Annotated in this window: 26 protein-coding genes and 1 pseudogene; 7 read left to right on the top strand and 20 right to left on the bottom strand. The window is 32.7% G+C overall.

From position 1 onward, the window contains the following. Positions 1-137 precede the first annotated feature (137 nt). Positions 138-464: a DUF6660 family protein gene (locus OPU68_RS08265; RefSeq protein WP_498473537.1), complete on the bottom strand. Its 327-nt coding sequence runs from the start codon at positions 462-464 to the stop codon at positions 138-140. A 132-nt stretch (positions 465-596) separates the two neighbouring features. Between OPU68_RS08265 and OPU68_RS08260 the strand changes: the two genes are divergently transcribed. The 5 genes and pseudogenes from OPU68_RS08260 (at position 597) to arsB (ending at position 3,687) form a co-directional block, all read left to right on the top strand. Next, entirely contained in the window at positions 597-923 is a 327-nt protein-coding gene (locus tag OPU68_RS08260) for an ArsR/SmtB family transcription factor (protein ID WP_168638729.1), read from the top strand. 55 nt (positions 924-978) lie between these two features. Continuing rightward, positions 979-1,452 carry a DUF6428 family protein gene (locus tag OPU68_RS08255; protein WP_116035074.1) on the top strand — a complete coding sequence of 158 codons (474 nt, stop codon included), beginning with the start codon at positions 979-981 and terminating at the stop codon, positions 1,450-1,452. 28 nt (positions 1,453-1,480) lie between these two features. Beyond that, entirely contained in the window at positions 1,481-2,254 is a 774-nt protein-coding gene (locus tag OPU68_RS08250; protein ID WP_116035075.1) for a metallophosphoesterase family protein, read from the top strand. A gap of 20 nt (positions 2,255-2,274) precedes the next feature. Next, a pseudogene (gene gcvH / locus OPU68_RS08245) lies at positions 2,275-2,652 on the top strand (glycine cleavage system protein GcvH). Between the two features lie 3 nt (positions 2,653-2,655). Next, positions 2,656-3,687 carry an ACR3 family arsenite efflux transporter gene (gene arsB, locus OPU68_RS08240; protein ID WP_116035077.1) on the top strand — a complete coding sequence of 344 codons (1,032 nt, stop codon included), beginning with the start codon at positions 2,656-2,658 and terminating at the stop codon, positions 3,685-3,687. Between the two features lie 745 nt (positions 3,688-4,432). Here the strand turns inward: arsB and OPU68_RS08235 are convergent. The 11 genes from OPU68_RS08235 to OPU68_RS08185 form a co-directional block, all read right to left on the bottom strand. Continuing rightward, positions 4,433-5,104 carry a hypothetical protein gene (locus OPU68_RS08235; RefSeq protein ID WP_498473536.1) on the bottom strand — a complete coding sequence of 224 codons (672 nt, stop codon included), beginning with the start codon at positions 5,102-5,104 and terminating at the stop codon, positions 4,433-4,435. After that, positions 5,101-8,022, bottom strand: a complete 2,922-nt coding sequence (locus OPU68_RS08230) for an HsdM family class I SAM-dependent methyltransferase (protein WP_498473535.1) — start codon at positions 8,020-8,022, stop codon at positions 5,101-5,103. Before OPU68_RS08230 ends, OPU68_RS08235 begins: the two co-directional genes overlap by 4 nt. An 808-nt stretch (positions 8,023-8,830) precedes the next feature. After that, positions 8,831-9,637, bottom strand: coding sequence for a PRTRC system ThiF family protein (locus OPU68_RS08225; protein ID WP_498473687.1), 807 nt, complete (start codon positions 9,635-9,637; stop codon positions 8,831-8,833). Between the two features lie 2 nt (positions 9,638-9,639). Further along, positions 9,640-10,386, bottom strand: a complete 747-nt coding sequence (locus OPU68_RS08220) for a PRTRC system protein B (RefSeq protein WP_498473534.1) — start codon at positions 10,384-10,386, stop codon at positions 9,640-9,642. Positions 10,387-10,431: 45 nt separating this feature from the next. Continuing rightward, complete coding sequence (locus tag OPU68_RS08215) at positions 10,432-11,601, bottom strand: hypothetical protein (protein ID WP_498473533.1); 1,170 nt, start codon at positions 11,599-11,601, stop codon at positions 10,432-10,434. 117 nt (positions 11,602-11,718) lie between these two features. Continuing rightward, positions 11,719-11,937, bottom strand: coding sequence for a PRTRC system protein C (locus OPU68_RS08210; protein WP_498473532.1), 219 nt, complete (start codon positions 11,935-11,937; stop codon positions 11,719-11,721). A 17-nt stretch (positions 11,938-11,954) separates the two neighbouring features. Continuing rightward, the gene (locus OPU68_RS08205) at positions 11,955-12,497 is read right to left on the bottom strand and encodes a PRTRC system protein E (RefSeq protein ID WP_498473531.1); all 543 of its coding nucleotides are present in this window, start codon (positions 12,495-12,497) and stop codon (positions 11,955-11,957) included. Positions 12,498-12,548: 51 nt separating this feature from the next. Then, entirely contained in the window at positions 12,549-12,986 is a 438-nt protein-coding gene (locus OPU68_RS08200) for a hypothetical protein (RefSeq protein ID WP_498473530.1), read from the bottom strand. Then, on the bottom strand, positions 12,987-13,475 hold the full coding sequence (locus OPU68_RS08195; RefSeq protein WP_498473529.1) for a DUF1281 family ferredoxin-like fold protein: 489 nt from the start codon (positions 13,473-13,475) through the stop codon (positions 12,987-12,989). A gap of 13 nt (positions 13,476-13,488) precedes the next feature. Next, on the bottom strand, positions 13,489-13,701 hold the full coding sequence (locus OPU68_RS08190) for an addiction module toxin RelE (RefSeq protein WP_498473528.1): 213 nt from the start codon (positions 13,699-13,701) through the stop codon (positions 13,489-13,491). A 12-nt stretch (positions 13,702-13,713) separates the two neighbouring features. Further along, positions 13,714-14,109: a single-stranded DNA-binding protein gene (locus OPU68_RS08185; protein WP_498473527.1), complete on the bottom strand. Its 396-nt coding sequence runs from the start codon at positions 14,107-14,109 to the stop codon at positions 13,714-13,716. 784 nt (positions 14,110-14,893) lie between these two features. Between OPU68_RS08185 and OPU68_RS08180 the strand changes: the two genes are divergently transcribed. Further along, the gene (locus OPU68_RS08180) at positions 14,894-15,814 is read left to right on the top strand and encodes a HamA C-terminal domain-containing protein (RefSeq protein ID WP_034975984.1); all 921 of its coding nucleotides are present in this window, start codon (positions 14,894-14,896) and stop codon (positions 15,812-15,814) included. A gap of 2 nt (positions 15,815-15,816) precedes the next feature. After that, entirely contained in the window at positions 15,817-17,919 is a 2,103-nt protein-coding gene (locus OPU68_RS08175; protein WP_498473526.1) for a DEAD/DEAH box helicase, read from the top strand. A 1-nt stretch (position 17,920) separates the two neighbouring features. Here the strand turns inward: OPU68_RS08175 and OPU68_RS08170 are convergent, their stop codons facing one another. The 8 genes from OPU68_RS08170 to OPU68_RS08135 all read right to left on the bottom strand — a co-directional run bounded on the left by OPU68_RS08170 (position 17,921) and on the right by OPU68_RS08135 (position 23,960). Beyond that, positions 17,921-18,778 (bottom strand): DUF8464 domain-containing protein, encoded by an 858-nt coding sequence (locus OPU68_RS08170; protein ID WP_498473525.1) that lies wholly within the window; start codon positions 18,776-18,778, stop codon positions 17,921-17,923. 429 nt (positions 18,779-19,207) lie between these two features. Beyond that, positions 19,208-20,338, bottom strand: coding sequence for a hypothetical protein (locus OPU68_RS08165; RefSeq protein ID WP_498473524.1), 1,131 nt, complete (start codon positions 20,336-20,338; stop codon positions 19,208-19,210). A gap of 82 nt (positions 20,339-20,420) precedes the next feature. After that, positions 20,421-20,627 carry a hypothetical protein gene (locus tag OPU68_RS08160; protein WP_498473523.1) on the bottom strand — a complete coding sequence of 69 codons (207 nt, stop codon included), beginning with the start codon at positions 20,625-20,627 and terminating at the stop codon, positions 20,421-20,423. 48 nt (positions 20,628-20,675) lie between these two features. Beyond that, positions 20,676-21,428: a hypothetical protein gene (locus tag OPU68_RS08155; protein WP_498473522.1), complete on the bottom strand. Its 753-nt coding sequence runs from the start codon at positions 21,426-21,428 to the stop codon at positions 20,676-20,678. Positions 21,429-21,430: 2 nt separating this feature from the next. After that, positions 21,431-21,682, bottom strand: a complete 252-nt coding sequence (locus tag OPU68_RS08150; protein WP_498473521.1) for a DUF3853 family protein — start codon at positions 21,680-21,682, stop codon at positions 21,431-21,433. A gap of 6 nt (positions 21,683-21,688) precedes the next feature. After that, a complete protein-coding gene (locus tag OPU68_RS08145) occupies positions 21,689-22,231 on the bottom strand; it encodes a hypothetical protein (protein WP_498473520.1) in 543 nt (180 codons plus the stop codon). Positions 22,232-22,247: 16 nt separating this feature from the next. Beyond that, a complete protein-coding gene (locus OPU68_RS08140) occupies positions 22,248-22,511 on the bottom strand; it encodes a helix-turn-helix domain-containing protein (protein WP_066439470.1) in 264 nt (87 codons plus the stop codon). Between the two features lie 603 nt (positions 22,512-23,114). Then, complete coding sequence (locus OPU68_RS08135; protein WP_498473519.1) at positions 23,115-23,960, bottom strand: RteC domain-containing protein; 846 nt, start codon at positions 23,958-23,960, stop codon at positions 23,115-23,117. Positions 23,961-24,003 lie beyond the last annotated feature (43 nt).

Raw genomic sequence — 24,003 nt, 5'->3', positions numbered from 1 at the left:
AGAAATTTAATTTAATTTTTTTTAGAAATTGCTATTGAATAATGAGCACAATCTGTCTGAATATCACTAGAAAACAGCAAATATAATATTGAAGACAATGCATTAACTACAGAGTCTTTCAAAAAATCGGTAAAAAATTAAATTTTGGGAGGTTGCCAAATGTGGTCGTAAACCTGATAGGCAATATTATTCTTGTGAAAAAGAATTTTTTTGGAAAAATAGAATTGAACCTGCAAAGGAATTTCTAGCAAAGGTTCTACCTTAAATGCAATAACACTTACATGGCTACAGTTGCACATGCAAAAAGGAGAACAAGTACCATCATTACTACTCGACTGGGAATTCTCGGTACTTATGGAAATCTCGCTATGATGACCTACAACACGCGACGTTTCAGCATCACTGCAAGGAATGATAAGCAGTGCGATGAAATAGAATGTCAATATGAGTCTTAAAACTTTCACTTTACAAAAGTATTAAATTTTAATTTATGTTTTACTTTTAGTAATAACTATCTTACAAGCGAGTGAAGAAAAAAAATGATTTTTTGTAATCAAAATATAATCGTAATATTGCGATATAATATTTTTGGAATTATGGGAGCTACTAAGACAGAACATTTTACAGATCAACAAAATCAAATTGCAACAATCGCAAAAGCATTAGGACATCCCGCACGAATAGCAATTATTGAGTATTTAATGAAAGTCAATGAGTGCATCTGTGGTGATATTGTGAACGAATTGCCATTAGCTCAACCAACCGTTTCTCAGCATTTGAAAGAACTGAAAAATGCAAGGATTATAAAAGGAAACATTTCCGGAAACGCTATCTGCTATTGCATAGACGAAAAGACTATCGAAATTTTAAACACTTATTTTTCCGCAATAGTACAAAGTGTTACCAAATTAAAATGCTGTTAGCATTTTTTTATCAAAATATATCGCAATATTGCATTTAAACTATAAAGATTCAATTATGAAATTATCAGAAGTAAAACAAATTTTACCAACATTAGAAAATGTTGAATTCCAATTAGAGAATGGTGCTTTTGTTCCTGAACATTTTCACGTTACAGAAGTAGGAATGATTAACAAAAATTTTATTGATTGTGGCGGTGTCATCCGTTCAGAGAAGGTTGTGAATTTTCAGCTATGGAATGCGGACGATTTTGAACATCGTTTGAAGCCTAACAAGTTGCTCACCATTATCAAACTTTCTGAAGATAAATTAGGAATCGAGGATTTTGATATTGAAGTTGAATATCAAAGTGATACTATCGGGAAATATGATTTAGAATTTAACGGAGAAACATTTGTTTTAAAAAGCAAGACAACAGCTTGTTTAGCTCAGGACGCTTGCGGAATTCCGACAGAAAAAGAAAAGAAAAACTTATCTAACCTTAGCGCAAATAATGGCAATTCTTGCACACCAGGTGGCGGATGTTGTTAAAATAATATCAATAAAAAAATCAATAAAAATGAAAATTGCATTATTCAGTGACATTCACGCTAATCTCCCTGCATTAGAAGCATTCTTTGCAGATGTTGAAAAAAGAAATCCAGATAGCATTTATTGTTTGGGAGATTTAGTAGGTTACAATATTTGGCCAAACGAAGTGGTCAATGAAATCCGTAAAAGAAAAATACCAACTATTGCAGGCAACTACGATTTTGGCATTGGGAGAATGAGTAATGAATGTGGTTGTGCCTACAAAACAGACGCTGAGAAGGACAACGGAAATATTTCCATTTCTTTTACCAATTCTTTGATGAAAGATGAAGAACGTGCTTACTTGCGTACACTCCCCGCACATATAAAAGTAGAATTTCAATTGAACGAAGACAAACTAAACCTGCTTTTAGTACACGGTAGTCCAAGAAAAATTAACGAATATCTTTTTGAAGACCGTGAAGAAAAAAGTATGCTTCGTATTATGGAACAGGCCGATGCCGACATTATGTGTTTCGGACATACCCACAAGCCATATCACAGGGTTTTAAATTCGGGTATTGACGGACAAGATCATTTTCGTCACGCAGTAAATATCGGTTCCGTTGGGAAGCCGAAAGACAATGATATCAGAGGCGGTTACGTGATGTTGACAATTAATGAGAACAGTTCTGTTTTAGACAAAGAAAGCATCAGTGTGGAATTTATCCGCTTCGATTATGACTTTGAAAAGGCAGCAAAAGCAGTAGAAGACAGTCCGCTTCCGAATGAGTACGCAGAAAATCTAAGACGTGGTTATTAATCTTTAAAATCTAAAAAAAAATGGAACTTCCAAAAGATCTACATTATTCTAAAGAACACACTTGGGTGCGAATCGACAATAAAACTGCAACTGTCGGTATTACAGCATTTGCTCAAAAGGAATTGGGAGAAATCGTATATGTTGACTTACCGAATGTTAATCATAATTTCAAACAAGACGAAGTATTTGGTTCTGTAGAAGCAATTAAAACCGTCAGCGACCTATTTATGCCTCTTTCATGAAAAATTATTGAAACTAATGAGCAACTTTTAAAAGAGCCAACGCTTGTAAATTCTAATCCATTTGATAATGGCTGGATGGTGAAAATTGAAATTGAAGACCTAAGAGAAACTGAAAATTTATTAACAGCGGAAAAGTACGCTCAACTCAATAATTAGACGATGCAACCAAAACTAAAATTCCTCGACCGCTTTCTTACCCTATGGATTTTTTTAGCAATGCTTTTGGGCGTTGGGTTAGGATATTTCTTTCCTGATATTTCTACTGTCACAAATTCTTTGTCTGTTGGCACGACTAATATTCCCTTAGCAATAGGCTTGATTTTGATGATGTATCCACCTTTGGCAAAAGTGGATTATACTCTATTACCAATGGCTTTTAAAGACAAAAAAGTAATGTCGGTATCATTACTACTAAATTGGATTATCAGCCCTATTTTAATGTTTGTATTAGCTATCATTTTTCTACGGGATGAGCCAGACTATATGATTGGTCTAATTTTGATCGGTCTAGCAAGATGTATTGCAATGGTAATTGTATGGAACGATTTAGCAAAAGGTAATCGGGAGTACGCAGCTCTGCTGATCGCATTAAACAGTATTTTCCAATTGGTGTTTTATAGTTTTTATGTTTGGCTTTTCATAAATGTACTACCACAAAAACTAGGCTTAGGAAATTTTAACATTGCGGTACCAATGAAAGATGTTGCCGAGAGTGTATTCATTTATTTAGGAATTCCATTTATTGCAGGATTTTTGAGCCGTTACTTCCTGATTAAATTTAAAGGAAAAGAATGGTTCAATAGAAAATTCATTCCGGCTATTTCACCTGTAACATTGTACGCTTTGCTGTTTACTATAGTATTGATGTTCAGTTTGAAGGGAGATAAGATTTTAGAGTTACCAATGGACGTTGTTAAAGTAGCCATCCCGTTAGTTATTTACTTTGTTCTCACATTCTTCATCAGTTTTTTCATTAGTAAGGCCTTGAAAGTGCCTTATGACAAAAATGCATCTATCGCATTTACGGCAACAGGAAACAATTTTGAATTATCTATTGCTGTTTCTATAGCAGTTTTTGGCATCCATTCTTCACAAGCATTTGTAGGTGTAATCGGACCATTGGTGGAAGTCCCGGTATTAATTTTATTGGTTAGGGTTAGTATATGGTTAAAAAGAAAATATTATTCTTAAACAAAATATTAGCTGAAACATTAAAAAACAAGTTCCGCAGTTTTTTCCCCTTTTTGCAAAAAAGGCAAGATCGTCTTTGGATATAAAACTTGGAAAGTTTGTATATACAAAGACACATCTTGCTCAAAAAAGCCGCTTATTTTTCGGAGTTCTGAAAAATAATTTATAGTACTGATAATCAGTAAGTTTTATTCTTTTATTATTTTATTGGGATTATGTAAAAGTAAAGCCTTGAAGTATGAAACAAAAATAATAATTGCTTGTAAAGTGAGAATTACCTATAGTATTGTAAATCAAATTGTAATGATTTTAACATGTACTTATTTTACGCAGGTGACTTGTATCTAATTTACGCAGGTATGAGATTGCACCTGTATTCGTATTACGCAGGTTAGATGATTTATATTATCCTATCTTTTGCAGATGACCTGTATCTGATTTACGCAGGTATGAACTCAAGCTGTATTTATTTTACGCAGGTTTAATAATTGGCATAATCCTTTTTTGCAGGTAACCTGTATCTGATTTACGCAGGTATGGGATTCCGGCTGTATTAGTATTACGCACGTATGAAGTACAGCTCTTTAAATTAATTCATATTCGTTAAGTTACAATGCCCTAAATCCAACATGAAAATCTATTGCACAGCAGAAATAACCTGCCCGAAAATAAGATAATCGCCATAAAAGTCTTAAAAAACGAGATTAATCTCAGGATTGCGAATAGCCTGTACTTGAAAAGGGTATTAATTTATAATAACCCATAAATGGGTTAAATTAACATCAGCATTTTCCCTATGAGCAGTAGATCCTAAACAGCTAAAATCTGTATTAGATTCTAATTCCGATAAAATTTCATCATTTTTCCAATTCTTGTCTGTTTGTGCCAATTCCGTAATCCATCGGTTTATTGTAGTCATCCAATGGTTAAAATTTTCTTTTTCTACAAAGCCTAGCAAACCACATTCATTTATACCTTTGCCGTGTTTTTCAGTTTTATACCTCTCTATCCCCCCATTATTATTATCTCCAATCACGTATTCTTTTTCTCTTGACTTTTCAGGTGAAGGTAACCGCTTACTTTCTACCGGAAAAAAGGTCGAAGTTGAAACATTTTGCTCATTAGGATAAAAATAAAAATCCGAAAAACCTTTACTTAGATTTGTAATATCCCGGTATTGCCCATTAATATTAAATGGATAATCATATTTTCTTATTAAAATTTGAGCTTGCTCGATGTATATTTGCGTAAAATCATCTTCATTTAGTTTTCTCTTTTTATAGAAATCAGAAACTACATATGACTTGAATTGTGGTACAACGGACTTCATCAGTTTATTGATAAGCAAAATAATATTAGTATTTGGAATACTAATCTGAGGGTTGGATTTATTAGATAAATTTTCCTCTGCTATCATTCTCTTGTTAAATTTGAAAGGTCAGAAAAACATTTATCCGCATCGCGATAAGCTGTAGAAGAAAGCCAATACCTGTATTGGTTTGGTTTCACAAAAACAACAGTATCTTTTTGAGGATACAGTTTTATTATCCTATTTATAGAAAGATGTGCAGAAATTTCGTTATTTGTTAGCCCTTCAATATTCAATTCAGATAAATCTTTACTGAATATGGGTTCTGAATTTTCATTATCATACTTAAAGACGGTTGCAATTAATGAATTTTCAAGCTGAACAACATCACTTAATCTAAATTTACGTTCATTATCTTCGTATATAACATTCAAGGCTCTGGAAAATTCTATGCCGAAGTTTGATATAATAGATTTTAATTTATTTTGCTTAATTGTTTGTAATGCCTTGGATTTTTCACCGTGAATAAAAAAATCTTGTTGATACTCTAAGCTATCTTTAATAACATTTAAGTCAAAATCCGAAAATAAGAAATCATCTTCAATTAATGGAAGATTTTTAAAATCTTTCAAAAGAAAGGTATTGTTTCTATTAATCAAAGTTTCAGAGCTTGTCGCAAGAAAATAAAATTTATAAAAATTATAATATTTCTCAAATGAACTGTAGATTCCTTTTAATAGAGCTGTGTCGTTGTTTATGGATTTGATAGAAATCAGTCTTCTTTTGAAAGAAAAGGATTTTTCATTATAAAAAATTGGAAACCTTTTTTCTCCAATATTTTCCCAGATTATTAGATTAGGAGCCAAAAAAGATTCTTCAGAAGGGACCTTAGAAAACTTGGTTTCTCTATCCATTTCTGTTAATAAATCATAATTAATTTCAACCTCGCTAATTGCTTCTGTAGGCAAAAAAGGAATTTTATAAATATGTTCAGGCGATAGATTTTGTTTACTACCAATCTCAAGTCCTTCCTCAATAACACTTTTATTTGCGATTAAAAAATCTTTCAATATCGGCAATCCCTGCACTTTTTCTACAAGATTTTTTGTTCTTCCACCTCCAAGCAAATTATTTTTCCAAATGAATTCATTATTGATAGCGGTTTGTCGGTTTACAAAATGCAAATCGTAGTCATCTATTTCAAAAACAATTCTGTCTTTGGTTGCCTTAGTCCTTCTCAATGTTAAGTGTAAAATATTTTTACTATAATCTGGTTTTTCATTTTTGATAAATATAGCGGCCGAACCAACTCTTGCTCCATTATCCCAGAGAGATTTGCCTTCAGCTAAAGCGGTAAAATCTAAAATTTGAACTGCATTGTAGTTTGAAAACAAAGCTTTCTTGTAATCATTGGAAGTACTATTATATAATAAGCCCGAAGATTTAATTATCAAACAAACCAATCCGCTATCATTTAAAAAATTAAATGATTCCGAAAGAAACTTTAACGCAATTTGTCCTTGTGGAATTTTTATTTTTTTATTATCGAGTTCCCATATATTAGAATAGCTTGAAATAGCACCCGTTTTAAATGGCGGATTACCAATGACCAAATCAAATTTTTTGTTCTTTATGGATTTGCACTCAAAAAAATCTGAATGAATTAGATTTTCTTCGGTTAAATCATCAAAGCGTAATTCATTGAGAATTTTAACGGGTTTTAATTCATTACATAAAGCAAGACTTAAGCTAAAAGAAGCTAATCTAACAGCTTGTTCTTCTTTATCTACTCCATAAATATTTTTTAATATTGACTTCAAAATACCAATATCAGGAGTTTTCATATTATTTTGAAGTCTCCAAATTTGAACCAAACGTTTAAAGGCGACCACTAAGAAAATTCCCGAACCACAAGCGGGGTCTAATATTGTGTGACTTTTTAAGTCAAAATCTTTATATTTTTTTAGTGGAATACATTCATCAACCAACAATTTGGCTAAATGTGAAGGCGTATAATAGAGGCCTTTTTCTTGCTTATCTTCTCCTAGAAATTCCTCATACAAACGACTTATCAGCTCGACAGGAATCAACTTAAACTCGAAATACCTCCAATCTGGAAAGTCTATTTCAAGTTGTTCGGAACTCAAACTCATTTTATCTGTTGCTAATAGATCAGCAACGATTGATAAATCTAATGCCTTAAGTTGTTTTTGTTCCCCGACTTCCCATTTAAATACATTTCCATTAAAATCTGTATTTAAATCTGAGAGAAGCTCAGCAAATTTACCCTGCTGCTTCAATACTTCATTAAAAGTGCTTGCATTATCGTATTTCTGGAAGTATTTTTTTGACAATAATTTATTACCTTTATTATCAATTCTCTCTTCCAAATACTTTATTAAAATAGCTTGAATAATAATCTTATTGACTATTTCAAAAGATGCATCTCCAAACTCTATTGTTAGTCTCTTTGCAACAAAACGTATATTATCTATCAGCTTATCATAAGCTGAGTTTTGAAACTTAAATTTATTTTTCAGCTCCTCTTGTTCCCAAAAAATACCACTTTTAATTTTTATGGCAAATTGCTCGTTGTATAGATTGTTAACTTTGCCAACCAGATGTAAGTCCTTTACCAAATATTCTGGTTTGTAATCTGTCGTTACGTGTTTGGTACAGTCAATAATTTTTATTTCAGTGTTATAGAACACACAAGCCAAAGGAGCTTCTCCACTGCTCCATATCCGTGTTTGGATTTCAGCTATCTCATTTTCTTCTGCTTCCTCAAAATTTCTGTCTGTAAAATCAAACAAATAAACTTGGGGCTTATAACTTCCGGTAACCTGCCTACGCAGGTAAACGGCGGAAGCATTGAGCTCATTTGCTTTTTCAATATGAAATTGAATTTCTGGGTCAGATATTGAGCTTTGTTGATTTGTTAAATGCAGACAATCGTCTTCCATAACAAAACCAAGTTTTGCTATGTCTTCTTGAAAATTAGTATTTTTAACTCTAGTATTATCCACGTTAATCAACTAGCAAAAGTACTAAAATCTTTGCTTTGTTTAATGGTTAATTTATGTTTTATTGCCTTCTTTTCGTCTTCACATCTGTATATGATTACACACTTATATTTTTCTATTTGAAAATTTGTAACAGCAGAGAGCCTGATTCAATCTTTTTAACCATTAACACATTAAAATTTAGTTCGTAATAAGGATCCCATTTGATTGTGATGAGCAAATTTTAGTAAGTTCCCATACTAAAAAACTTTCACTCAGTATTACTTCGTTGAATAAAGTTGCAGTAGTTTACAACGAAATAATTGCAGCTATGTACAGAGAAAAAAGCAAAACTACGCAAAAATGCTTCAGACTACTTTATAGTTTTATGTATTGTGAACGGAAATTTTTATAATGAAGGAACATATCTAATCCTTGTTCATTAAATAAGGAATTATCGACAAAAAAGAACTTCTGATTATTGTTAAAGTTAATTTATCAAAAGATTCTGCTTTTCATAAACTTCACTAAAAGTAGCTTGGTGTATTTTCTTAATTATAAGCTTTAAGTACCTATATAAGTTAATAGATGCATTACTAGTTGCAATACTTCACAAAAAAATAAATATTTTGATTACTTGGGATAATATTGAGGTGAAAAAAATATTTATACATCTTCAACTAAAATCTACAACCTTTTTTCAAAAACAAACAAAAGCCAAAGTCCGGAATTGTTTTAGAAATGGGGGTTGTTCCGCTTTCCGCAAAAATGCGTTTCCGACCGTAGGGAGGAATTGCATTTTTGCCGCCCAACTTTTGGTCAGGCGACTTTTTTATAGTTTTATGGGTTGAGAATGGAAATTTTTCAGATTAAGGAAAAAACCTCTGTTTTCAGTCAGTCCGTCTCGGAATAAGCCAAATAAAAGTGAGCAGCCCATTTGTGCCAATGCAGAATTGATATATAAATCCTGTTTTTCCAATGCCTCCGCTAAATTGCAACTTGGTGTATCATCTTTGGTTTCGGAATGCAAAAGCAGTTCTCCAAATTCTTCCGTCACATAAGGAAGATGCGACACTGTTTGATATTTTTCAGAATTAGGTTGTTTTATATTCTCAACTGTAGAAAGCAAAACCTGTCCAGAATATCGATTGTTTCCAAAATCTATCCAATATTTAATCTGGTTTCTGTATAGTCTCCTACCCTCTTTCAATTCATTCAGAATATCAGCAATTTCAAATCGTGATTTGACATTATCAACACACGAGATATAAATTGCGGACTGCATATTCTCTTGAATTCTTCCTAAAGAATCTCTTTCAAACTTTCTGACTTCGGCTTTCCAATTCGTTCCCGACCATCGGTTTGCCCGATTTATCAGTGCAACTGCCTTTGGTAGTCCTACTTCACATTCTGCAAAACGTTGTCTGCCTTGATTCGCTTCTGTGACAATATCATCATCCCACAACCGTACCTGTAATCCTGCGTGTCCCAATTCAATCAATGAATGGTTCATTTCCATCAAGGCGGTCAATACTTTTGAACCTGTACCTCCCGCACCTATGAGGTTTACCATTATAGGATTGGTAGGATTTAAAAGGTTATCATCGGTAAAATGGACTTTTGTTTTTTCAGATTGTATCATTAGAGTAGATTTTTTAAAGTTAGATTTGAATTAATTAGAATATCTGTAGGAAAAGCTTCTTTACTTTGAATTAAATTTTTCCAAAGATTTACACAATTGCCTTTTGTCGGATTATGGCTATTGACCAAATGGCTGAAATAAGAATTGAAAAAATAGTTTTCCCATTTATTCGTAAACTCTTCTAATGATGCAGAACTTTTAATGTTAACGTCGACCGTTCCCATACAAACACTACCACTTTCGTAAACATTAAAGAAAGGTGCGTGGAAAAGTGATGTTTCCTCTCTTGGGCGTTGGTCTGCCTCCAATGCGAATATTTTCATTCCCTGCTTATTAGCACACCATACTAAAGGTGGCACATTCGCTAATCCGTTTGGAATCGAAAGTTTATCTGTAAATAATAAATGTCGTTCCTGTGCTTTTGTGTACCAGATCACTTTTCCATTTTCCGATGTATCTATAAAGAGTATATTTTCAGAAATAACTCCACTTGGTCTTAGAAAATCTTTGTCTTTTTTATTTTGGATATTCAGCATTTTCGATAAACGCTGTGCTTCCCTTACGGTCAATGGATGGGCGTTGATGGGATTACCGTTGCGGTCAATATCAAAATATTCAACATAACCATCGGGATTATAATCTTCTGTCTCGTAAAAGACCAATGCTGATTTAGGATGGTAGAGTGTTCCAAAATTATTGGTTATGTCAGTTTCTTCATTTTCAGTTGTATTGATTGTATTTCTCATAGTTTGTCTTTTTAATTTGAATTACCTATTCTATGTGCGCATAAATTAGTTGAGTAATCGGCACAATTCGTTTAAGACCTTAAATAGCTGATTTTCGAAATCAAGGGTTTTATCCGATAAATCGCTTCCGTCAAAGGTTTTAAATATCATTGGCTCCTGTGTTTCAGCATATTCATTGAACTCGTTGTTGACACAGCTCATAAGGTTATCGTAAATTACTCCGTCACTCTCGGCAAAAAAGGAAATGTATTTATCCATTGCGACAACGGTTTCCTCGTTGTAATAATTATCTTCGTCTATATCTTCGGATTTGACCGCATTGTTGAAGTGGGAATTTCTGAAAATGCTTTCATTAGGGTAATCACAATAAATTTTAAAGGCTTTTTCTGCCAATTGAAGACATTCTTTATCAAACCTATCTTTCGGTCTAAAACGTTTCAAGCGTTGCTCAAAAAAAAGAAGATTCTTATGATTGGAAATTTTTTGTCCCATCATATCTCCAATGATTTCCGCCCGTTGAAGTTGTTTTTTACTGCTCTGACTATCTTCTATTTCTTCGTCCTGTTCAAGCCAATCGTTGAGCATTTCGTAATTATAATAGAGATAAGAATCTTCCAGCCTGTAATATGGGACATCTGCATTTCTATACAGATAAGTGCATACGGACAATAGTAAGCAAGCTGCTTTTCTATTTACCTTATTGTGGAGCAATTGATAAAGTGTTACAACAGGAACATAAAACAAGGTTGCCCCTGTGTTGCATCTCTCTTCTATTGCGAAGTAGGTCTTACTACCCTTTTCTATCAGCCGGATACTCTGCCAATTTTCACTCTTGGTTTTCAACTGCGCTTCAATATCTCTCAAAGCAAGGCTGATATTATAAGGATAATTAAAATGCTGTGTCGGCATCGTAGTTATATCATAATGCTTTGCTAATTGAGAAAGGGACTTATAAAAATCCCTTTCTATTTTAGCAGACTTACGTTTGGTCTGTTTTACGGTTATGTCATTCTCCTTTAATTTCGGCATAAAACAGGTTGTCAGAAAAGCATTGGAAGTTGAGAGATTGGAACGGATTTTCGTTGGTCTTTTTGAACTTCCGAGCTGTCTTTCATTTGATGCATCCACTCTGCGTATTCCCTTAGTTGTCGGTGCAGTTGTTTTTGTTTTTTCTTCGGGTGGTTGAATTGTTCCCGATATTGTTTTTCGTTGCATTCATTTTTTGTTAATGGTTGTTGGTTGATAGTTGATAACCTTTTAGCAACAGCTTTTGGCGGATGGTTTTATACAGTTCTTATTTCCTTAATCTAAAAGCTATCCACCATTTTCCTGTTATCCTTTTGTTCCAACTACACTCTCAAATTGGTATTCAATGGCATCATCCTTGATTTTCGGTGCTGAAATTTTTGAAGTGGTCAGAATCGGGTATGTATTGGCGTAAAAATTCATTACGGCTTCTACACGCCATTTTGGTTCGGGGTCGGTCAAGCGGATTTCCTGTCCGTTATCTTTTAATATAAAAACTCTTTCTAATAGTGTTGCGAGTAACATAATTTTTGATTTTAAAGTTAAATTTCGGTTGATTGAGGTTGACTTTCAGAGAAAAGACTTGGAGCAAAATGTCTTTCGTATTCATCCTGCTTTTTGAGGATTTTCTCAGCATATTCGGGAAATTCCGAACCTTTCGGAAGTGCAGTCCACGCTTCTTTATATTTTCCCTCTTTTTCGAGTTCTTCAGCTTTCTGTAAGGCTTCGCCGTACTTTTTGTCTTTGGCTTCCTTTTCTTTTTTCTCCTTGTCAGATTTTTCCTTTTCCATTGCCGATTTCTTCTTCGCTTCTTCTACCTGTTTCATAAAACTTTCCATATCTACCATTAAACCCGATACAGTTTGTAATGGAGTGGAAATATTCTCAAAAAAACCGTTATCCAAATCTTCGGCTGTTCCTCGCAAATTAAGGGGTGGAATCACCTTCCTTGCCTCGTCTCCGCATTGCTCATTGTTGAGCAATACGGAAAGAACGAAGTTCTTATCTGTAGTCGGTCGAAGTGAAATTTGCAGATCACCTGTAAGGTTGAGTTTGGCTATCTGTCTGAAAAAATTGGTTTGCATAATACTTTGATTTTAGATTTTGAATTATAAGTTTTAGATTTAGACCTTGAATTATTTTGTCAATTCCCATAATGAAAATTCTTTCGTCCAAAATTCTTCTCCTGTATGTTTTCCAAAAGCATTATAAATGGCGTTTCCATTTTTGAATACCTGCATTTGATAACAGTTCAGATTATTTTCGGGTTGAAGGAGCTTTTTTAATTCGTCAGTTTCCAATTCAATGAAAACGCTGTTTTTTTCAGAAAGCCATTCTTCTATTTCGGGATGTGATTCTTCCGAAAATCTGAAAAATTCGACACTATTGTCAGCATAATTCAACCATTTTAAACCATAGTCATTTTCCAAAGGCTTTACGGCTTCGAGCCTTTTCTTTTGGGTTTCTTTCCATTCTGCCGTAATGTGGATAATGGCAAAATCGCCATTATCCCATTCACTGTTGGTCATTGTTTTTATCAGTAAATATTCTGTTTGTTGAAGTGATGTTTTCATTTATGCAATTTTTTGTTTGTTATTATTTATTTTCCTGTCTAATAGGATTCTCATAATCTCCTCTTTGTAATCGTAATTTTCACCTTCAAATTCGTAACAATCTGTATCTATATTGTAGATGAAGTCTTGAAAGTCACATTGATTGAGAAAATAATCCTGTAAGATTTGGTTTTCGCATATGGTCTTGCCAAAAACCATACAGCCAGATTCTTCGTAATCCAATACAAATCCGACATTATAATGAGTTGCAATAATCCATAACGATTCAATATTTGGACTCCATCTTGTCTCATAATGGAAAGAACATTCATCAGTCTCATTACGATAAATTTCAAAGAAGTAACCGTTTTTGCTCTCAATAAAATCGGGTAACTGCCCGATATTTCCTTTACTTTCCTGTTCAATCATTTCTTGAAACAAAGCCAAAACTTTGTTCAAACTGTCCCTATCTCCATTGAATGTTACTTTATTGTTACACCAATTTGCCATAATATTTGTTGTATTAATTGTTGTTTTCGTAAATGTATGTTCCGCTTGTTTTGAAAGGTTCTTTTCCCTCCTTTAAATGGATTTCTGATTTGAATTTTCTTGAAAGACTTTTTGCATACCATATTACTGTCCTTCTCTCGCAATAGAATTGGGAAAAGACCTCCACCTTTTCCCAATCATTCTTATCACTTTTCGCTTTCATTTGAAAGTTATATTGTGCTTCCATATTTGAATGCTTTTAAAATGGTAAATCATCGTCCGTATCTTCCGAAAAAGCATTGGACTTCTGTGGCTGTGAAGCTGGTTGTCCTTCTGTGTCAGACTTTTTTCCACCTCCGTGTACTTTGATGTTAGAAGTATGGAAATTCAGTCCCGATTTTATTTCTCCATCTTTTCCAATCCACGCACTAGCACTTGCTCTGCCTATAAGCTCTACTAATGTTCCCTTCGTTAAAATCTTAGCTACGTTGGCACTTAGCCAATAGGAGCAGTTATAATAAGTGGTCTGTTCTCTTACTTCGCCTTGTTTGGTTTTAAATCTGTCATTGATGGCTACTGAAAAATTCACGACCTGTTTGTCATTTTTTAAAATGTTGATTTCTGCGTTTTTGGTAATTCTGCCTACGATGTTCATAATGTTAATTTTTGATTGTTAATAATTATTTTCGAGTTTGTTAAAATTTTCGATTTGATTGATTTGGTTTCGAGGACACTCGTTTTTTTTCTCTTTCTGCTTATATCCGATTGGAAAAGCAGAATTATTTGTTGTTTTATTTTGTTGTTTTTTCCGTTGATGTCAAAGACCGTCTGCGATTTAATTGATTCGTATAACTGAGGTTCCGTCTTTTTCTTTGCCGATGATCATAGGAAAGTAACAGGCATATAAAACCACAATCCTCCAAAGCTTTGGAGGATTGTGGCTCGAAATATTTTTGTCCGAAGGATTCAGGAGTGTCTGAAAAAATTATTGGAACTCGTGGAAAGAATTTTTATAGAAACCCAAAAATATTTTTTTAGGTGAATGATGCTGTCCTACATTTGCAATAGTAAAAAGCCAAACATCAGTTAGAAGTGATTAACTAGACGGTTTTGACGCCGGTAAAATCAAAATAAAACATTCGATAATTAGTTTGTCTAATGATTTGAATTGCAATATTCATTTAATTTTGGGTTAATAATTCTTGAATAAAAATACTTTTTTGATAAATTTTACGGAGTTTATTATTATTTTACGGATTTCCTTAATTTTCTCTCACTTGCTTTGATTATATTTGTCAAAATCACAAATAGATAGCTGGATTTATGAATATTCAAATACTTACCATCGTAATAAAAATCAATGTTGATTTTTAACTTGACTAGTTTTTTGCCTTTGATATATTCTATGAGCTATAAATCATAATAAAATTACACTGTGAATGAAATTTGAAATTCTACTAAATGAAATTTTTGATGACGTCAAATTAGACGACACTTTAAAAATCACCAACAACAAATCAGTTCTTGGAATAATTAACGATTTTGAAAATGGAGAATGGAGATATGATAAATTTCAAAAATTCATATGGAACAACATAAAGGAAACTGCATTAAGTCATAGTGAAAGGAAAGCACTTTTGGATGATGGAGAAGGTTCAATTTTAACAGAATCTGCAAAAAAATTACGTTTAATTGAGTCTGTTGATGCAATTGGAAGAGGTAGTGAGATTGCAGAAATTGTACTTTACGGAATAATGAAAAATCACTATTCTGCATTGCCAATTGTCCCTAAAATTTTTTACAAGCAAAATCTAAAAGATGAAGCTAAAGGTTCAGATAGCGTTCATATTGTTGTGGAGTCAGAAGATTCTTTTTCATTATGGTTTGGGGAATCAAAATTTTATAACAGTATAGAAAATGCGAGGTTAGATACAATTGTTGCTTCTGTAAAAGACTCTATAAGTCTAGATAAAATCAAAAAAGAGAATAGCATAATAACGAATTTAAGTGATATCAATGATTTTGATGAAATCTCTGAAGATTTGAGAATTAAAATAAAAGCTAGTCTTTCACAAGAGGAATCAATTGACAACATAAAGCCAATATTAAACATTCCAATATTATTGTTGTATGAATGTGAACAAACAAAACTTGGAACAAGTTTGACCGCAGAATATAAACAAGGTATTATTGATTATCACAAAGACAGAGCAACTCAATATTTTAAGAAACAAATTCAGAAATGTGCTGACGTACATTTATATGAAAAAATTAATTTTCACATAATTTTATTTCCAATTGCAGACAAGGAAAAAGTCGTAGATAAATTTATTCAAATCGCTAAAGCTTATAGAGATTAGTTATGCAAGAACAAGTTTTTGACAGATGCCATATAATTAATGGACTTTTAATCGATAACCAAGAAAATGAAGCAAGACAGGAGCTCATTAAATTGTTAGATTATCACAACACTAATCAATTAGCTTACAATCCATTAGTTAATCATTTAATAAGAGAAACAGGTCTTTTTCCATACTTAGAGTTAGAAACCTCTAATTGGGAAGAAAGATTTATCTATAATGCCTTTAAAGTTGATGTCGGCGAAGAAAATCCCTTAACTCTACATAGAGAACAATCTTTTTTACTTAAAAAGCTTCTGGAAGGAAAAAATATTGCTGTAAGTGCACCAACAAGTTTCGGTAAAAGCTTTGTAATTGATGCGTATATTAAAATTAAAAAACCAAATAATGTTTTAATAATAGTTCCAACATTAGCACTAACAGACGAAACTAGAAGACGATTATATAAAAAATTCGCTCACGAGTATAAAATCATAACAACCTCTGATGTTGAATTGTCAGATAAAAACATATTCATATTTCCACAGGAAAGAGCTATGAATTACATTAACATCGTGGAGTCATTTGACATTATGATAGTTGATGAATTCTATAAAGCCAGTAGTAAATTTGATAAAGAAAGGTCGCCAAGTTTAATTAGAGCGATGATTAAGCTTGGAGCAAAATCAAATCAAAAGTATTATTTAGCTCCAAATATCACGTCATTAGAAAACAATCCATTTACAGACGATATGGAATTTATAAGGCTTGATTTTAATACCGTTTTTTTAGAGAAACACGAACTATACAATCAAATCAAGAATAATGATGAAAAAAGCGAAGTACTCTTAGAAATCCTATCTAAAAATAAAGGAAAATCTCTGATTTATGCTGGTACATATTCCAATATTGATAGCCTAACTATTTTATTTCTTGCGACATATGAGCCAGTTAAAAATGAACTTCTTGAAATGTTTGCAAATTGGCTTTCTAAGAATTATGATTTCAATTGGAGCTTAACAAAATTAGTTAGTCGCGAAATTGGCGTTCACAATGGCCGACTACATCGTTCTTTAAGTCAAATCCAAGTAAAACTATTTGAAGAAGGAGAGGGAATACGAAATTTAATTTCAACATCTTCAATCATAGAAGGCGTTAATACATCTGCTGAAAACGTGATAATTTGGAGAAATAGAAAAGGAAGTGCAAAATTGGACGATTTCACTTATAAAAATATTATTGGAAGAGGTGGCAGAATGTTTAAGCACTTTATAGGTAAGATTTACATTTTAGAACAGCCACCAGAAGAAGGCTTAACTCAATTAAGCATTCCCTTTCCAGATGAAATACTAGGAGATTTAGAAGAATCAAAATATGATGGATTATTAACTAAAGAGCAAGTTGCAAAATTAAAGTTCTATAATGATGAAATGGCTGAGCTTGTTGGAGCTAAAGTCTATGAAGAACTAAAATCAGAATCCATTTTTCAATCGAGTAACTCTGATTTGATAAAGGCTATAGCAATTGATTTGACTAAAAATCCTGACGAATGGAATGGCTTATATTACTTGAATGAATTTAAGCCTGAAAATTGGGATAGACTTCTTTATAAAGTGATAAAGTTACAACCAGGAAACTGGGATTGTAGCTATAAAACCTTTGTCGAATTTATAAAAATAATGGCTTACAATTGGACTAAATCTATTCCCGAACTGCTAAAAGAACTTGAAGATTATGATGTTGGGATTGATACTTTTTTTCTACTAGAAAGAAATGTCACATATAAATTTTCAGCACTTTTAAATGATTTAAATACGTTACAAAAACGAATTTTAAAAAATAAGCAATATGATATTTCTAAATTCATAAAGTGGTGTTCAAACGCATTTCTACCTAAAGTTGTATTCCAACTTGAAGAATATGGTTTGCCTAGAATGATTTCAAAAAAAATTCACGAATCTAAAGTTATTGACTTCTATGATAGTGATTTAACCATACATAAAGTAGTTGAAAAATTTAACGAAATAGGAAAAGAAATGACTATTGAAAAAACAAATAATTTGGACGAATTTGATAAATATATTTTGAATTATTTCTTTGACGGAATAAAAATAATGAACGCCTAAATTAAAATTTATTTTCCGTAGTATTCATACAAAACCATTCATTCAAATCTATAAAATCCTTGTACACCAAAGAACAATCTTCTACATTTTTATACTTTTTTTGAATAGTTTCTCTAGTTGCATTTCCATTTGGGTCATTGTCCAAGAAAAGTGAAATTCTATCATATTCTTTCAACGATTCTTCAACTTTGAAAAGCATCGCCGTAGAATTGAGAATCAAACAATCTGAAATTGAACTTTCTGCACTTTCCAAATTTTTAAAAGTCAGATAATCAAAAAAACCTTCAAAAACTACAATTTCATTGGAAGTATTCAAATCATTTTTTATCAAAGTGACATCTTTTTTGCCCAAACAGATTTTTGAATATTTACTTCGGATTTCAACTCCTCCTGAATTATTAAAAAATCCGATTCCAAAATATTTCTTACCATTCAACATATACTCAATTTCTTTTACCAAATCTTTTTGTTCGCAAACTTTTCGGGATTTTAAGTATTGAATTAAAGCAGGGTGCTTAATTTCATTTACTTTTATGATTTGATAATTTTTTACTTGGACAGTATCTTCAATCCGAATATGATTTTGAACTGAGAAGTCAAATTTTTCAAGATACTTCAAAGCATCAGAAACTGAACATCGATTCATTTGCTGAACGATTGAAATCACATCATAACTTTTCCCGGTTCCGAAATCAAATGCTTTATTTTTAACGAAATCAACCGAAAAACTCGGGATTTTTTCTTCCCTGTCAAGCGCAAAGTACAATGCAGTTTTCCGATTCTCTTTAACAGGAAAAAGGCTGAACGATTCCAAAACTGTTCTTATATTCACTTTTTCTTTTACTTCTTCGCAATTCATTTTTTTTCTTTTTTAAAGCAAATTTTTTATCCACATTTTCCTTTTTAATAAAAAAAAACTTTTTAATTACTTTTAATATACTTTTAATGAGGCTTTGTATCCTCTTATGACAAAGGTTTTGAGCCGCTTTTAGGGTGAGCGCAATTCCGAATTCTGGTGAGTGCAATTCCGAAAATAGAGTGACCGTAATTCCGAAAAGACAACTGTTTTAGGGTGAGTGCAATTCCGAATTCAACTTTCTATTTTCATTCATTTTTAATACAATACTCGTAGTTATCCACATTTTTTTATGGTTATCCATATTTTTAGTGGGTTTTGAATTTCGGAGTGAGCGCAATTCCGAAATATCACTCAAAAATTTTGGCACTTTAACACTTTCTTAACCTCAGTGACCGCAATTCCGAATTCCGGGTGACCGCAATTCCGAATTCAAATAATTATCGGGTAACCATTTGGTAATAATTCTCCCATTTTTGTACGCCGATAAATTTGTATGAGATGTTCCTGAATTTCATTCAGAAATAATTTTCCTTGAAATTCCGTAGATTTAATTTCTTTCAATCGAGCCGTTCGGATAAATTCTTTGAATGCCTTTTCTATCAAAACTCTGGTTTGTGGAACGTTTCTGTATTGATGGGAAAACTGGAGCATTTCATTTTCGTGCAGACCATATCTTTTCCTGATGTAACTTAATCTTTGGGCTATTTTTTCCGTATGGTTCAGATAAGCTTCGCTTGATTCCAATTGTTCTCTTTTGTTTTGAGATAAATTGTTGTTCAAAATGGTTTTGGTTAAATAAGGAATAATAAAGATTGAATCTCCTCTGTACTTGTAATTGAAGGAAAGCGTATTGAATGTATTCAAACTGATTCTTGCAGGTTTTAAAAATTTGAAACAAAAATCCTTGGAAGTTTTATACTTCAATCCAAATTTCTTGTTCAATGTTGAGAGTTTTAAAAAGGCTCCGTTTTCAGGCAGCTTTGCAAGCCAGATAGCGAAAATAATATGCTTATTGTTCCTGATATTGTACACCAAATTGTACAAAACGTAATTATATTCCGGAATAACCATTAGTTTTTTAAGCCAATAACTGCTGATTAAAAACGTGGTGTAACCTCTCTGGTCATAACTAGGTATAGAAATTAGTCCACCAAAAGTTTTGATTTCCTTGCCTTTGGAATTAGTGGATTTGTACCAGCTCATTTTGAACTTCGTAAGAAATTCGTAAGCATCTATCACTTGCTTAGTAGAACCGCTTGGTGAAATTTTGCTGTTCCTGATTTTTAAGGAAGCGAAAATATTGTTCTCAGTTTCAAACTCCTCATCAAACAAGGAGAGTTGTTTAGGTCGGTCTTCCGGACGAAATTGCTCATTACTGATGGTAGAAACAATATTAAATATCACCCTAAGAGCATTGATGGGAATATCCGCAGCCTCGTGACCTTCGAAAATAAAATCGTCCACGAAATGGTTTCCCAACCGAATTCTCTCAGGATTTACTTCATTATTACTTTCAAAATTCTTGCGGATCAACCGTAAATCCTTTTCCGGTACAGCCATAATAATGCTTCAATTTGGTTTAAAATTTCAGTCTTTATTTTCCTTCCTTATATTCTAAATTGATTAAAATCGATTTGTAATTTTATATCAACTTGATTATCTCGCTTTCGAGCGTTTTAGTACCGTCCGCAATACTGTAATATTTGTAAATATTAATTCCTTCCCCTTGAAAGACCCTTTTCTCGACTTTTCCGAAATTTGGGATCTTCACTTTTTGAATTCCTTTGTATTCGGCAAGCATTCCGTTGATGGTTACTTTTTGACCGGGTTTTAAATCTGATAGTGTCATAATCTAATTTTTTCCAGTGGATTTTTATCCAGGACATTTGCCTAGCTTTCAAAGGTTACTGTTTTGGGATTTTGGACGTTTTATATCCGGAATGGATTGAAGTGAAAGTTGATGACTTTCTATTTGACTCTTCATAAAAGGTAACGTACTTTTCAATGAAGATTTCCAATTGGTAATGGGTCTATCAGAACTATTTTTCCAGCCATTGTTTTTCCAATTTTCATATTTCGATTGTATTTCAGAATCTAACTCAGGCTCGTAAATTTTTAATGTTTCTGCATACGTCATAAATTCTTCCAAAGAAGGAATATTTTCATCGTTCCCTTTTTGAGTTGTTGGTTGTGGTTGTAAGGATTGTTTTGTGTGCGATAAATGATTTTCAATTTCTTGATCATTGATGTTTTCAGAAAAAGTATGAAAGGGTACTTCTGTAAGTAATGAAACTCCGTATTCTTCTGTTTGTTGAATAAATTCTTCCTTTCCAATTTCTTTTTTACTCACCATTTCAGGGTTAGGAATTTGTAAAGGATAATCTCCTATTAACCTGTACTTACTCGCAAGTCCGCTTGTTGTTTGGTATTTAATTAATCCTAAATTCCGGAGTTTTTCTTTAGTGGATTTTACCGTTTTTCTAGTCACTCCTAATTCTATGCTTATGACAACATCAGAAATTTGAAAATCACAAGAGTCATTGTCAGAACCAATTTTCAGCAGGTATAAGTACATTGAAATTCCCGTTGGTCCAATTGATGTTTTTTGGTTAAAATCCCAAAACCGCCGCATTAATTCAAGGTAATGCATCTTTATTTTTGTGCAAAAAGCGATAATGCCTTTTCCTTATCAATGATGATAATGTTTCCGTTTTGAATGATGGCATCATCCAACAGTCCTGAAGATTTTATTTCCGAGGCTTTCGAAATAGAACATCCCAGCATTTTTGCAAGACCTTTCAATCCAAATTCATATTTTTTTTCCGAATTAATTTTTTTGGAAACCTCCAAAAATTCTTCAACAGTTAGTCGCCATATCGGAGTTTTGGGATCTATATTCTTCATTTGTTCTTATTTTATACATTTTTTCAATTCAGAGATCCAATTCCTTGCAGCAGCCTGCCAGCATTTCATTGGTTTCTCGTTACTCAATTTCCAGTTTTTAGATCGATAAAAAGAGAAAAAACGATCTGCTTCTGCAGATGGGAGATCCCGTTCAGTAAAATATAACTCAACTTCATTAAACACCGGAACTAAAAACCGAATATCATCTTGTGATAAGAATTTTTGACTGTGAGATATTTTTTTTTCGCATTCTTTTTCAATGTCAAAATCAACGATCTCGATCAAGCTTCCTTTGTATGAATTGTAACTTGGCGAGTACCGTATAAATCCTGCGCGACAAAGTTCTCTGATGCACTTATGGTAAGTTGCGATTGACCTGATCTTACTTAACTTCATCACATCTTCCCGGCTGATCCGAAAAGAATTCTGAAACCGGTTCAAACTCCAGAACTGGAAAAGTGAAACATACATACTGATATGAGAGGGATACAATCGATCATCTTCAATAACACGCTCAAAAAAAACGATGATATTTCTATTATTCTTCATAATTCCGTATTAAAAATTAATGTTTAACATCCGAGAGTAATTTTTGGATGTCTTTATAATTGTAATACAGGGAGCCCCCTATCTTGCTGTACGATAATGTTCCGTTGATCCTCAGATTTTGTAAGGTTCCTGAAGATATGTTAAGAAGCTTCTTGACCTCAGAACTCCGAAGCCATAATTTTTGCTCTGTCGTCTTACCCTTGAGTAATATTTCAATGCCTTCCAATAGTTCAATTTTGAATTGCTGAAGGTCTTCTTTGGTGATAATAGATATTGCCATTTGTCAATTATTTTGTTCGACAAAATTTCAAAATCACGCTTAATATCTTTCGGTAGTTTCTCGGTACTACCGAAAGATTCTCTTGTACATCCTTTGAATACAGAGTTTTAGATCAATGGTTACTGATGATTAAACTCAGTTTTTATTAAATTGGAAAAAAAACATCCAATGCATTGTGATAAGCAACATCTTGTTTGGATTATCATTCAATATTTATATCAATTTTTCATTTCTTCCCACTAAGGATCTTTATTTACCGATTTTTTTAAGAATTATCTTGATCGAATTCAAATTAGCTTGAAATACTTTCAACTATCGTATAAGTGGAAATCTCTTTGATAATGGTGTGTGTAAAGTTGCTCTATGAATAAATCACACAGAAGATCTTTCGGTAGCTTATCGATACTACCGAAAGATTTACAATTACAATTCCTATGAAATAGTATTTCATAGGCCAATTGTTGGAATTATAAACGATAAGGACTCTTAATTGACAGTACATCAAGATTAAGGCAGCTTAAGGTGTTATAAGTTTTAATAGGTGAAAATAGAAGATGGTCTTATTTGAAATTGGAGAATTATGTGTAGAAACTAATTGTTCTCCTATAGGTCTAAGTCATCCAAATACTGATTAAAATTATGCTGAAGCAATGACAAAAATTTTGTTCTATCCGTTTTTCTTAACCGTATTTCGCTGAATGTTTTATGATAATTCCCTAAACCAATATTTAGTGAATTTTCTGCCCAGCGGAAAATTTCCGCCAGATCTGAATGACCTCCATTAAAACACTTCATTTGATGAAGTGCATACAACAGCTCAATAAGGGCAACTTTCGGGGCTGTCCATTCCAGATTCTTAATATGGTCAATAGAGTTTTCTTTATCGTCTTTTGAATCAATTTTATTTGTTAAATATTGTTCTAAAAGATCATTTGCCATTATTTGAGACACAATATGGTCGTGGGAGGTGGAAAATCCCTCATCATAACTGTACAATTCCGGACTGAGCTTCAACTTAAAATCAAATTTGAACCGAACGAAATATTTTTTGTCCAGGTATGTCGATTTACGACGGTAATAACTGATAAATTCCCTTTGCTCATTATAGAAATATAAAAGATTGGATCTCTCGTTTTCATAATACGATCTTAACGCCTGCGAATCAGCGTAGGGTTTTGAGGCTTCTATGGCTAACACTTTGGAATAGTAGATATATACTGCTACGAACTGTGGTTTGGTATTTTTAAAGAAATATATTTCGTTACTCCAGTCCGGAAACTGATATTGGCGCAATAGGTCTTTCAATTGTCTTATAGCAGCATCTGTTTCCATCAGAATTTCTTCTGCCCGAATCACAATATCATTCTCACTTCTGTTGATTTGATCCACTGCCGTTGTAAGATCTTTCCAAAGTTGATCAACTTTTTTCTTAAAATTTTGTCCGTTCATACGTTTTTCAATTTATTGTTAACGTAAAAATCGGGCTAAAAAA

The organism is Chryseobacterium sp. TB1-D10 (genome assembly GCF_059803555.1).
This window is presented reverse-complemented; position numbering and strand designations above follow the sequence as displayed.